Source organism: Streptomyces sp. NPDC003456, assembly GCF_042878735.1.
GTDB lineage: Bacteria > Actinomycetota > Actinomycetes > Streptomycetales > Streptomycetaceae > Streptomyces.
This window is the reverse complement of the sequence record NZ_JBIAOK010000006.1, coordinates 642,897-654,619: the sequence shown is the minus strand read 5'-3', so window position 1 is coordinate 654,619 and position 11,723 is coordinate 642,897. Positions and strand designations below refer to the sequence as shown.

7 protein-coding genes are annotated in these 11,723 nt (G+C 74.6%); 3 read left to right on the top strand and 4 right to left on the bottom strand.

The window, feature by feature from the left end; all coding sequences use genetic code 11:
• Nucleotides 1-290: 290 nt before the first annotated feature.
• The gene (locus ACFYWG_RS27340; protein ID WP_389203979.1) at nucleotides 291-839 is read right to left on the bottom strand and encodes a MarR family winged helix-turn-helix transcriptional regulator; all 549 of its coding nucleotides are present in this window, start codon (nucleotides 837-839) and stop codon (nucleotides 291-293) included.
• Nucleotides 840-961: 122 nt separating this feature from the next.
• On the opposite strand from ACFYWG_RS27340, the gene ACFYWG_RS27335 reads away from it, so the two are divergent.
• The gene (locus ACFYWG_RS27335) at nucleotides 962-2,224 is read left to right on the top strand and encodes an MFS transporter (RefSeq protein ID WP_389203990.1); all 1,263 of its coding nucleotides are present in this window, start codon (nucleotides 962-964) and stop codon (nucleotides 2,222-2,224) included.
• Nucleotides 2,225-2,264: 40 nt separating this feature from the next.
• On the opposite strand, the gene ACFYWG_RS27330 is transcribed toward ACFYWG_RS27335, so the two are convergent.
• The gene (locus ACFYWG_RS27330; RefSeq protein ID WP_383503693.1) at nucleotides 2,265-3,932 is read right to left on the bottom strand and encodes a SpoIIE family protein phosphatase; all 1,668 of its coding nucleotides are present in this window, start codon (nucleotides 3,930-3,932) and stop codon (nucleotides 2,265-2,267) included.
• Nucleotides 3,933-4,104: 172 nt separating this feature from the next.
• Nucleotides 4,105-5,484 (bottom strand): NAD(P)/FAD-dependent oxidoreductase, encoded by a 1,380-nt coding sequence (locus tag ACFYWG_RS27325; protein WP_383503694.1) that lies wholly within the window; start codon nucleotides 5,482-5,484, stop codon nucleotides 4,105-4,107.
• 376 nt (nucleotides 5,485-5,860) lie between these two features.
• Here ACFYWG_RS27325 and ACFYWG_RS27320 point away from each other — a divergent pair, with 376 nt between their 5' ends.
• Nucleotides 5,861-6,622: a TetR/AcrR family transcriptional regulator gene (locus tag ACFYWG_RS27320; protein WP_376334543.1), complete on the top strand. Its 762-nt coding sequence runs from the start codon at nucleotides 5,861-5,863 to the stop codon at nucleotides 6,620-6,622.
• Nucleotides 6,623-7,219: 597 nt separating this feature from the next.
• On the top strand, nucleotides 7,220-9,160 hold the full coding sequence (locus tag ACFYWG_RS27315; protein WP_389203978.1) for a sigma-70 family RNA polymerase sigma factor: 1,941 nt from the start codon (nucleotides 7,220-7,222) through the stop codon (nucleotides 9,158-9,160).
• A gap of 110 nt (nucleotides 9,161-9,270) precedes the next feature.
• On the opposite strand, the gene ACFYWG_RS27310 is transcribed toward ACFYWG_RS27315, so the two are convergent.
• Nucleotides 9,271-11,385: an asparagine synthase-related protein gene (locus tag ACFYWG_RS27310; RefSeq protein ID WP_385421899.1), complete on the bottom strand. Its 2,115-nt coding sequence runs from the start codon at nucleotides 11,383-11,385 to the stop codon at nucleotides 9,271-9,273.
• Between the last annotated feature and the right edge of the window lie 338 nt (nucleotides 11,386-11,723).

The window sequence follows — 11,723 nt, the reverse complement described above, 5'->3', positions numbered from 1 at the left end:
CTGTCCTCACGGCTGTTGGGCCGTTCCGACGTCTCCAACCTTAGCGCGGTCTCTCGGCGATCCAAAATCGAAGCCGGTGCGGATTCGATCAGGACGTCGAGTCCCATTCGAATTGAATTCGGGAACGCCGAATGCAACCCGGCTGGGATCGATCTTGCTGGTGGTTGGTGCCGCTGCTGCGGCGGAAGTGCTACCGAAGAACCGTTACGGCTCCGTGGCAACCCGAAGAACCTTACGGACCCGGCAAGGGGCTGTCAAGCACCCCCTGTCAAGATCTTTTCTGCCGGCCGTCAGTCCAGGTCGGTGAGGCGTCCGCCGGCGTCTGGCTGGGCGTGCTCGACCCGGCGCAGCAGGCGGGTGAGCACCTCGCCGAGTGCCGTGCGCTCCTGCGGGGACAGGTCCTGGAGCAGGTCCTCCTCGAAGACCGACGCCATGCGCATCGCCTCCAGCCACTTCTCTCGCCCCTCCGGTGTCAGCTCCACGATGACGCGGACGCGGTTCGTCTCGTCCCGTTCCCGGGTCACCAATGCTTCGGCGACCATGCGGTCGATCCGGTGGGTCATGGCGGCCGGCGTCAGGCCGAGGCGCTTGGCGAGGTCGCTGGGGCCCAGGCGGTAGGGGGCGCCGGAGAGGACGAGGGCCTTGAGGACCTCCCACTCGGCGTTGCTGATCCCGAGGGCCGCGGTCTGGCGGCCGTAGGCGACGTTCATGCGGCGGTTCAGGCGGGACAGGGCGGAGACGATCTGCTCCACCTGGGGGTCGAGGTCCTGGAACTCGCGCTGGTACGCGGCGATCTGCTCTTCGAGAGTCGGCTCACTGGGGCCGGGGGTGTCGCCCATGGCCGCAGTATGGCACGCCCCTCCTTTGCCTTGAAGTCCTTGACTATGTACTCTTTAGCATCGAACTTTAGCTTCGAAGTCTTCACTCCTAACTTCTGAGAGAGGTGAACGTGACCAGGGCGATGGGCGCTGCGATGCGCCGGATCCACGTGGGCAACGCACTCAGCGCTTTCGGGCTCGGCTTCACAGTCCCCTACCTGTACGTCTATGTGGCGCAGGTGCGAGGGCTCGGGGCCATGACGGCGGGTCTGGTGCTCGCCGTCTTCGCTGTGGCCGCGCTGATCGTGCTGCCGTTCGCCGGGCGGGCCATCGTCCGGCGCGGTCCGCTGCCGGTGCTGCTCACCGCCCTCGTCGCCGCCGCCCTGGGGGCGCTGAGCCTGGGAATCTCGAGCAGCGCGGTGGCCGTGCTGGTCTCGGCGTCCCTGCTGGGCGCCGGCCAGGCCGTGATGCAGCCGGCGCTGGCGACCATGATCGTGGACTGCTCCAGCGCCGACACGCGCTCGCGCGCGTTCGCCATGCAGTTCTTCCTGCAGAACCTCGGGCTCGGCGTCGGCGGGCTCATCGGCGGCCACCTGGTCGACACCTCCAGCGCCGCGTCCTTCACGCTGCTCTTCGCGATCGAGGCGGCGATGTTCCTGCTGCTGGTCGTGGTGATGGCGACCGTGCGGATGCCGCACGCGCCCCGGATGGACGCGCCCGTGAGCTCGGGCCGGGGCAGCTGGAAGCAGCTGCTGGGCAACCGGGCCATGGTGCAGCTGTGCGTGCTGGGCTTCGTGCTGTTCTTCGCCTGCTACGGGCAGTTCGAGTCGGGGCTGAGCGCGTACGGGGTCGAGGCCGCCGGTATCTCGACGTCCGCGCTGGGGACCGCCCTGGCGGCCAACACGCTGGTGATCGTCGTGGCGCAGTTCGCCGTGCTGCGGTTCGTGGAGCGGCGCCGGCGGTCGCGGGTGATCGCCGCCGTGGGTCTGATCTGGGCCGTGGCCTGGGTGGTCGCGGGCTACGCGGGGCTCGGGCACGGGAGCCAGGAGATGGCGACGGCCGCGTTCGTGTCGACGTACGCGCTGTTCGGGCTGGGGGAGGCGATGCTGTCGCCGACCGTGGCCCCGCTGGTGGCCGATCTCGCGCCGGAGGGCATGGCCGGTCAGTACAACTCGGCGTTCGCCCTGGTCAAGCAGCTGGCGCTGGCCGTCGGGCCGGCCGTGGGCGGGCCGCTCGGGGCGTCGCTGCACGCGCCGTACATCGTGGCGTTCCTGGTGTTCTCGCTCGGGATCACCTTCCTCGCCGTGCGGCTCGGGCGGCAGCTGACGGAGGCGCAGGACCAGCCGTGGCGCGCGAAGAGCCGGGTCGTGGCGCGGGGCGGGGCGCCCGTCTCGGCGGACGTCTGATCCGTCCCGCCTGCTGATCCCGCCCGCTGCCCCGTCACCGTCAGGGGAGCGCGGTACGGGGCAGGACGAACTCGCACCACACCGCCTTGCCGCCGCCCGGAGTGCGGCGGCAGCCCCAGTTCGAGGCGATCGTGGCGACGATGGCGATGCCGCGGCCCGACTCGTCGCCCGGTTCCGCGCGGCGGCGTCTGGGGAGGTGGTCGTCGCCGTCGGTGACCTCGATGATCAGGCGGCGGTCGGTGCGGCGCAGGCGCAGCCGCATCGGCGGGGTGCCGTGCTGCAGGGAGTTGGCGACCAGTTCGCTGGTCGCCAGCACGCCGAGGTCGTGCAGGTCCGCCGGGAACCGCCAGCTGGTCAGGACCCCGGAGGCGAAGGCACGCGCGCGTGGGGCCGCTTCGACACCGCCGAGCAGTTCCAGCGCGGCGTTGCGGAACAGCTCGCTGTCCGGGCCCGTGCGGGCGGGGTGCTGCAGGACCAGGACGGCCACGTCGTCGTCGTGGTCGGGGGTGACGCCGGCCGAGCGGATCAGGCGGTCGCAGACCACCTGGGGCGTGCCGGTCGCGCCGGACAGGGCGCGTTCCAGGGCGGCGATGCCCTCGTCGAGGTCGGCGTCGCGGCGCTCCACCAGACCGTCCGTGTAGAGGACGGCCGTGGAGCCGGGGCCGAGCGGGATCGAGCCCGAGGTGTGCATCCAGCCGCCGGTGCCGAGCGGGGGTCCGGTGGGTTCCTCGGCGCGCAGGACCGTGCCGTTCTCGTCGCGGACGAGGATCGGGAGGTGGCCCGCCGAGGAGTAGACGAGCTTGCCCTCGTTCGGGTCGTGGATGGCGTACGCGCACGTGGCGATCTGGTGGGCGTCGATCTCCGCCGCGAGGCCGTCCAGGAGCTGGAGGACTTCGTGCGGGGGCAGGTCGAGGCGGGCGTAGGCGCGCACGGCCGTGCGCAGCTGGCCCATGACCGCCGCCGCGCGCACGCCGCGGCCCATGACGTCGCCGATCACCAGAGCCGTGCGACCGCCGCCCAGGGTGATCACGTCGTACCAGTCGCCGCCGACCGCGGCCTCGGTGCCGCCGGGGTGGTAGGTGGCGGCGATGCGCAGGTCGTCGGGTTGTTCCAGCTCCTGGGGGAGCAGGGAGCGCTGGAGGGTGACGGCCGTCTCGCGCTGGCGGCGCTCGCTGGCGCGCAGGCGTTCGGCCGCTTCGGCGTGGTCGGTGACGTCCGTGGCGAAGACGAGGACGCCGCGGCCGTCGCCGCCGGCCTTGCCGTCGCCCCGGGCGACGGGGGTGCAGGTGAAGGTGTAGCAGCGGCCGTCGGGGGCCTTGCGGGACTTGACCGTGCGGGGCTTGCCGCTGCGCTGGACCTGGTCCAGCAGGGGGAACAGGCCGAGCGCGTCGAGTTCCGGCAGGGCCTCGCGGGCGCGTTCGCCCAGGGGGCGCACGCCGAAGGCGGTCGTGTAGGCGTCGTTGACGTAGGCGATGCGGTGGTCGGGGCCGTGGACCAGGGCGACGAGGGAGGGGACGCGGTCGAGGACCTCGCGCACGCGCAGTTCGTCGACTGCGGGAACGGGCGGTACCTCGTCGGTCGGTCGTTCGGCGCGGGCGGCGGGGACGGAGCCGTCCCCCCGCCGGTCCGGGGAGGCCGTCTGCTCGGTCCGCGCTGCGGCGCGGCGCTGCGTTCCGGGGAGCCGGGCGCTCCAGCGCGTGAAGTTCACGAATCCTTGCCTCGTGTAGTGGTCGGCGGCCGGCACCGGAACCGGCCGGGGCCCGGGGGCCCGCACCGGGACGTGGGGTGGCACGCCCGCGGTGGTGGACCAGTCTGGCAGGGCGCGGACCGGACCGACATCCGTCAGACGCCGGGCCGACCGGTGGAGTTCCTGGGGACGGTCAGGACGACCCCTTCGGGTTGTGGGGAGGGTCCTGGGACGGCTTTCCACCGGCCGCGAGTTCGAACTCGGCCCGCGGGTGTTCGAGTGAGCCGAGGGAGACGATCTCCCGTTTGAACAGTCCGGCGAGGGTCCATTCGGCGAGCACGCGCGCCTTGCGGTTGAAGGTGGGCACGCGGCTGAGGTGGTAGGCGCGGTGCATGAACCACGCCGGGTAGCCCTTGACCTTGCGTCCGTAGACGTAGGCGACCCCCTTGTGCAGACCGAGGGAGGCGACGGATCCGGCGTAGGAGTGCTCGTACGTCGTCAGGGGTTCGCCGCGCAGGGTGTGCACGATGTTGTCGGCGAGGACGGCTGCCTGGCGCACGGCGTGCTGGGCGTTGGGCGCGCACTCGCGGCCGGGCTCCTTCGCGGTGACGTCGGGGACGGCGGCGGCGTCTCCGGCGGCCCACGCGTGCGTGGTGCCCTCGACCGACAGCTGCGGGGTGCACTTGAGGCGGCCGCGCTCGTTGCGGGGCAGGTCGGTGGCGGCGAGCACCGGGTGCGGCTTCACGCCGGCCGTCCAGACGACCGTGCGGGTGGGGAAGCGGGCGCCGTCGCTGAGGACGGCGACCCGGTCGGCGCACGACTCCAGCCTGGTCTCCAGGCGCACGTCGATGTTGCGTCGGCGCAGCTCGGTGACGGTGTAGCGGCCCATCTCCTCGCCGACCTCGGGCAGGATGCGGTCCGAGGCCTCGACGAGGATCCACTTCATGTCCTCGGGCCGGACGTTGTGGTAGTGGCGAGCGGCGTAGCGGGCCATGTCCTCCAGCTCGCCGAGCGCCTCCACCCCGGCGTAGCCGCCACCGACGAAGACGAAGGTGAGGGCCGCGTCGCGGATCGCGGGGTCGCGGGTGGAGGAGGCGATGTCCATCTGCTCGATGACGTGGTTGCGCAGCCCGATGGCCTCCTCGACCGTCTTGAAGCCGATGCCGTGGTCGGCCAGGCCCGGGACGGGCAGGGTGCGCGAGACGGAGCCGGGGGCCAGCACCAGGTGGTCGTAGGCGAGCCGCTGTCCGCCGGTGCCCTCCTCCTCGGTGGCGAGGGTGGTGATGGTGGCGGTGCGCTTGTCGTGGTCGACGGCGGTGGCCTCGCCGATGATGATGCGGCACCGGCCGAGGACGCGGCGCAGCGGCACGACGACGTGCCGGGGGGAGATGGCACCGGCGGCGGCCTCGGGGAGGAACGGCTGGTAGGTCATGTACGGGTCGGGGGTGACGACGGTGATCTCGACCTCGTCGCGGTCCAGTTCCCGGCCGAGTCTGCGCTGCAGGCGCAGGGCCGTGTACATCCCGACGTAGCCGCCGCCGACAACGAGAATGCGCGCACGTTCCTTCACCATCCCATGACGCACCCGCCGCTTGCGTTTGTCCACAGCCTCGACGAATTGTGTGACCGGGGCGGGAGCCGGCGCGGAGTTGGCCGAAAGGGCGGGATGCCAGGAGTCGCCGCAGGTCAGGACGGGTGGTGCGGGGGGCGCACGGGAGCACATTCCGGACGTATGCGGCCCGTACTCCGATCGGTGGGCGCTCTGTGCGGAACCTGCCCCTTCTGAATTGACTCCCTCTCAACTATGTTCGTGTGTCGACGGGGTGTAGGGGGATGTGCTCACCGGGTCCGCGACGGGCGGGCCCGCGGACCCGGGCCTGTTCCCCCGTCCCGCGACTGTATGGCGGGGAGCGTCTCCGGGGGGAGACGTCATTACCGGGGGAATGCATATGCATGTTCAGGATTCTCGATGGTCGTCCGTGTCCGCTCTCGCGGGTGGCGCGACGATGAGCCCGGCGCCGGGCGGTGCCCGCGCGGACGGGCCGCGGACCACACCGCTGCGCGTGGACGCGCAGCGCAATCTGGAGCACGTGCTGCGTGCGGCGCGCGAGGTCTTCGGCGAGCTGGGGTACGGCGCGCCGATGGAGGACGTGGCGCGGCGCGCGCGGGTCGGCGTGGGCACGGTCTACCGGCGGTTCCCGAGCAAGGACGTCCTGGTGCGCCGGATAGCCGAGGAGGAGATCTCCCGGCTGACCGACCAGGCCCGTGCGGCGCTCGGGCAGGAGGACGAGCCGTGGTCGGCGCTGTCGCGCTTCCTGCGGACGTCGGTGGCCTCCGGTGCCGGACGGCTGCTGCCGCCGCAGGTGCTGCGGGTCTCCGTGGAGGACGGCGCCGCCGGGCCCCGGGTGCCGCAGCAGCGCACGCAGCCGGGACCGGCGGAACTGCGGCTGGTGCCCGACGAGCCGGCGGCCGTGGCGCCGTCGGCCGCCGCGGAGGACGACGCCGGGGCGGCGGCGCTGCTCGAGGTCGTGGGCCGGCTCGTGGAGCGGGCCCGGGCGGCGGGCGAGCTGCGGGCGGACGTGTCCGTGTCGGACGTCCTGCTGGTGATCGCGACGGCCGCGCCCTCGCTGCCGGATGCGGCCCAGCAGGCGGCGGCCTCGGCCCGGCTGCTGGACATCCTGCTGGAGGGGCTGCGCTCGCGACCGGCGTGAGTCCGGTCCTGCGTACGGGCCTCGGGGCGCATCCGTCCAGCAGGTTCTCTAGGTCCAGGGCGTGAAGGGCCCGGAGCGTGGGCTCCGGGCCCTCGCGCGTGGCGGGCACGGCCTTGCGGCCGACCGGCCGTGCGGCGTGGCGACGGCGGGCGGTGCGGGGGCGGCAGTCCTTCGGCGTGGGCGTGGTCGCGGCCGGTGCGGGGCGGTCGAGCCCTCGGCGCGGACCGCGACTGGCGCTCGATGGTCGGGGCCCTCGGCACGGACCGCGACCGGCGCACGGCAGTCGGGCCTCCGCGCGGACCGCGACCGGTGCTCGGCAGTCGGACCCTCCGCGCGGGCCGCGGGCGGTGGGTGATCCATCGGGATCACGGGCCTCGGCGTGTGCCGCAGCCGGTGCATGTGCCCTCGGTCCCGGCCGGGGCGCGAAGGCGGCCCGAAGGCGCGATTCTTCCCCTGGCGGGCCCCGTTCAGTACTGGCGTGCGGCCGAACCCCTCGGACGGGTGATGGTCCCGACGCAAGGGCTCCCGGTGGGGGCCGCTGTGGCACGCTGACGCGGTGGTCTGGACGGGTTGGTCGGCTGGTGGGGGCGTTCCGCGATGAGCGGTGACGGGCGGGACGAGTCGAGCGGGAGCAGCGAGGACGCCACCGCCGGCGGCGCGGTACCGCCCCAGGTGCCGAGCCAGGGCGGACGCGCGGGGGTGCCGCCCCGCGCTCCCTCGGAGGGCGCCGTCCCGGCCCAGCGCGAGGGACGCGAGGACGGTGTACTGCCACCCCCGCGTGAACTGCCCCCGTCCGACGCCGATCTGATCGACCGGATGCGCGCGGGCGACGACACGGCGTACGAGGAGCTGTACCGGCGCCATGCGCAGGCCGTGCGCCGGTACGCCCGCACCTGCTGCCGCGATGCCCACACCGCCGACGACCTCACCGCCGAGGTCTTCGCCCGGATGCTGCAGGCGGTGCGCGGCGGGGCGGGCCCGTCCCACGCCGTCCGGGCCTACCTGCTCACCTCCGTCCGGCGCGTCGCCGCCTCCTGGACGCGTTCCGCCCGCCGGGAGCAACTCGTCGACGACTTCGCCGTGTTCGCCGCGCAGTCCGCCCGTCGCCCGGACGGGTCCGACGACGACACGCTCGAACTCGGCGCGGACGTACGGGCGCTGCACGCAGCCGAGCAGTCCATGGCGATGCGGGCGTTCCGCTCGCTGCCGGAGCGGTGGCAGGCCGTGCTGTGGCACACCGAGGTGGAGGACGAGTCCCCCAGCGAGGTCGCCACGCTCTTCGGACTCGACGCCAACGGCACGCGCGTGCTGGCCAGCCGGGCCCGGGAGGGACTCAAGCAGGCCTACCTCCAGGCCCACGTCAGTGCCACGCTCACCGCCGACGAGGAGTGCGCCCGCTGGGCCGACCAGCTCGGCACCTACGCCCGGGGCCGGTTGCGCACGCGGGCCGAGCGGGGGCTGCGCAAGCACCTGGAGGAGTGCGCGAAGTGCCGGCTGGCCTCGGCCCAGATCGCGGAGGTGGCCGGGGGCATCCCGGCCGTCGTGCCGGTCGCCGTCATCGGCTGGTTCGGTGCCGCCGGGTACGCGAAGGCGGCCGGACTCATCGCCGGGGGCACGGGAGCGGCCGGTGCGGCCGGGGCCGCCGCGGCGGGCGGCTCGTCCGGCGGGGCCGGGGGTGCCGGCGGAGCGGCGTCCGAGGGGCTCGGCGCACCGCTGAAGGCCGGTGTCGCGGCCGGAGTGGTGGCCGTGGGCGTCGCGGTCGCGGTGGTGCTCGCACTGGCCGGCAGCGAGAAACCGAAGGAGGAGGCCAGGTCGGGCCCGTCGGCCGCTCCGCCCTCGTCGGTCGTCCGCCCCGGTGAGCCCACGCCCGAGCCCCGGAAGCCGGGCCCCGGGCCGAGGCCGCCCGTGCTGCAACCGGTCGGCGCCGGCACGCCCGCGCCCACCCCGACCCCCCGGACCAGCCCGGCACCGTCCCCCTCGGCCTCCCGCACCCCGGCGCCCGCCCCTCCCCGCGCGACCCCGCCACCCACGCCGCCTCGCGCCCCGGCCCCCGAACCCACCCCGGCACCCCCGTCGCCACCACCCCCACCCCCGCCGCCGGCCCCGACCGTCTACCGGTGGAGCGACCTGGCCTACGACGTCGTCGGTGACGGCACCGGGCCGGAGATGCGGATCGGCGCGAGCAGCTGGGTGTGGAAGCGGTCCGGGCTGTCCGTCGACGGCCTGCGGTACGCGCACGGCGTCACCGTGCACGGCAGGTCCTCCGTCACCATCGACCTCAACCGGTCCTGCACCGCGTACGACGCGAAGGCGGGCGTCGACGACCTGGCGCTGAAGCTCGGCCGGGTCTCCTTCTCCGTCTACGCGGACGGGGTCAGGCTGTGGCGCTCCGGGCTGGTCCGGGGCGGCGACCCGGCGGTACCGGTCCATGTGGATCTCACCGGCCGCAGCACCGTGCGCCTCGTGGTGGAGCCGCGCGGCGTGCTCGACGACGTGACGCTCGCGGACTGGGCGGAGTCGACGTTCACCTGCCGCTAGCGGCACGCACGCCGCGCACCTCGTCCGACTCACGCAGGACCTCCTGCGGGGCGATGGCGCGGTAGCCGGCGGAGAACGGAACCCGGAGGCTTCGCGCTGCCCGCGGGTTGCTACACCCGCCGCCCGCCGGCCCCCGCTCCCAGCGCCCCCCGCTGCGGGGCGATTCCCGCCGGTACGGCGCGGGCCCGGGCCGGGGTGCCCGTCCAGCACGTGCCGCGGCGGGACAGCAGGCGGCGGAGCCACAGTTCAAGGGAGACCAGGTCGGCGAGGCCGTCGAGGGGGAGGGGTTCACCGGCTGCCGCGCCGCGCAGCGCCTTGCGGACCACCCGGGCCTCCACCAGCCCCGCCTCCGCCAGCAGCGGCGTCTCGAACAGGGAGATCAGGGAGTCCGCCGCCACCCGCAGACCCGTGCGCGCGGCGGCCGCCGCCGTCCCCTGAGTGGGCACGCCCCAGCCGGGCGGCAACTCCCGTACGCCGGCCCCCTCCAGCACCGTGCGCAGGATCGCCGCCCGCGCCCCGGGCCGTACCCGCAGCGCCTCCGGCAGCGCGCGGGCCGCGCGGACGACCTGGTTGTCGAGGAAGGGCGCGTGCAGCCGCTGGAAGCGGATCTCCGCGGCCTGCTCCAGCACCCGCAGGTCCGCGGCGTAGCGGGCCAGGGACGCCCGCGCGCGGAAGTCGCCCGGCCGCTGGCCCGGCCCCACCAGCTCCGACCGGTGCGTGGCCGCCTGGAGGCGGACCGACACCTCGGCGAGCGCCTCACCGGTCAGCCAGCGCGCCGCCGGCCCGGGTCTGCCCCAGCTCAGCGCGGCGAGGGACGCCTCCACCGCCCCGCCGGGCGCGTCGGGGCCGTCGTCCTGCCGCGGGTCGAGGAGGCGCTCGGCGAGGGACTCCAGGCCCGTGCGGTACGGCGTGCGCGACAGCCGCCGTGCCGCCGCGTACACGCGCGCGGGGACGAACACCGACCCGTCCGCCTTGGTCAGCGCCGCGACCGGACGTACGAGATGGCGCCGTTTGCGGTCCATCAGCAGGTCGGCCAGGCGCGCGGGGTGCGCGTCCAGCACCTGCCGCGCCCCGTAGCCGGTGAAGTGGTCCGCGCTGCCCGCCGCGAGCCGGGCGCGGTGCCGCGCCGCCGTCACCAGGCACGGGCCGGGTTCGTCGGTCAGCGGGCCGTCCAGGTCGGCGTAGGGGAGGGTCTCCTCGCCGCCGGCGACGACCACGTGGTGCAGCCGGGGGTTCGCCGCCAGCGCCCCGGCCCGCTCCAGTTCGGCCTCGGGCGCCTTGACGGCCAGGTCGTTGAAGGTCACGGCGAGCAGCCGCTCCCCCGCGCCGGTGCCGTGCCCGAGGACGGTGCCGGGCATCCCGGGCAGGCCGGCGGCGAGCAGGGCCAGCGCGCCCGATGCCGGGCCGCCGGAGAGGTCCGCCCCGATGCCCGGCACGGGCATCCCGCGGGCGGCGCGCCGCTCGGCCGGGCCCATGCCGGGCACGGGCCCGGGGTCGATGTCCGCGCCCGGGACGTGCCGGGGTGCGGACAGCCGCGTGCGGACGGCCTCCACCAGGGCGTCCCGTACGGCGTCGACGGCGCTGTCGGGGTCGGCCGGCGGGGCGGCCACCGCCAGCGAGGCCCGCGGCTCGTACCCGGCGATCTCCCGGGCCCCGGCGCGCAGGATCAGGGCGTGCCCTGGCGGAATGCGCTTCACGCCGTCGTACGGCGTCGAGTCGTGCAGCGCGGCGGGCACGTCCGGGGCGGCCAGCAGCGCGGCGAGGTGCCCGAAGTCGAGGTTGGCCTCGATGAGGTCGGCCAGCGGCAGGGCGGCGGTGGCGTACGCGGTGCCGCCGGCCCAGGGCGTGTGGAACACCGGCCGGGCGCCCGCGAGATCACCGCAGACGGTGATCCTCCTGCCGACCTGGACGATCGCGGTGTAGCTGCCCGGCCACGCGGTCAGATGGCGCAGGGCCCCGCCGCGCGCGGCGAACAGGGCGACGCGCAGCTGCTCGTCGGTGGCTCCGCAGATGCCGAGCACGGCGATCCGGGTCTGTTCGTCGGCCTTGACGACCCGGACCTCGTCGGGGCGCCAGTCGCCGACCGCCCACAGCGGATCGGGGTCGCCCCACAGGAGTTGGGACCCCACCGGGTGCAGGGTCTCGCCGTCGCTCCCGGTCGCCCCCGCCGTGCCGGCAGCGACGGCTCCCGCGGCGGTGCTGCTCCATCCCACCAACCACCGCATCGCCGCCTCCACAGGCTGTGGACAACCAGTGCACCGTACGAACCGGTTCACCATGCTGCCATGAAGGAAGCGCTCCGGAGGCTGCCCGCGCCGCGCGCGCTCCGCCCAATGCGCCCCGGCGGAGCCGGTCCCCCGGGCCGGGCGACCCCAACGCCCGGTCCCGGTAGGGGCATACGGATGCCGTCGGTGTCCCTCACGGGGAGCGTCGGACGGGTCGAACGTATCGGGAACCGGGGAGAGGGCGCGAAGGCGGAAGGCGTGCCGGAAGAGAAGTCCGGCCAACATGCAAGGCGGCACGGGGACATGTCTCCGGTACGACCGCGACCTGAATGCGCCCC

Bases quoted from the DNA above. Each gene is read 5' to 3' on its own strand.
- ACFYWG_RS27310 (WP_385421899.1), bottom strand. From the start codon at position 11,385: ATGCGGTGGTTGGTGGGATGGAGCAGCACCGCCGCGGGAGCCGTCGCT.
- ACFYWG_RS27325 (WP_383503694.1), bottom strand. From the start codon at position 5,484: ATGGTGAAGGAACGTGCGCGCATTCTCGTTGTCGGCGGCGGCTACGTC.
- ACFYWG_RS27315 (WP_389203978.1), top strand. From the start codon at position 7,220: ATGAGCGGTGACGGGCGGGACGAGTCGAGCGGGAGCAGCGAGGACGCC.
- ACFYWG_RS27335 (WP_389203990.1), top strand. From the start codon at position 962: ATGGGCGCTGCGATGCGCCGGATCCACGTGGGCAACGCACTCAGCGCT.
- ACFYWG_RS27340 (WP_389203979.1), bottom strand. From the start codon at position 839: ATGGGCGACACCCCCGGCCCCAGTGAGCCGACTCTCGAAGAGCAGATC.
- ACFYWG_RS27320 (WP_376334543.1), top strand. From the start codon at position 5,861: ATGCATGTTCAGGATTCTCGATGGTCGTCCGTGTCCGCTCTCGCGGGT.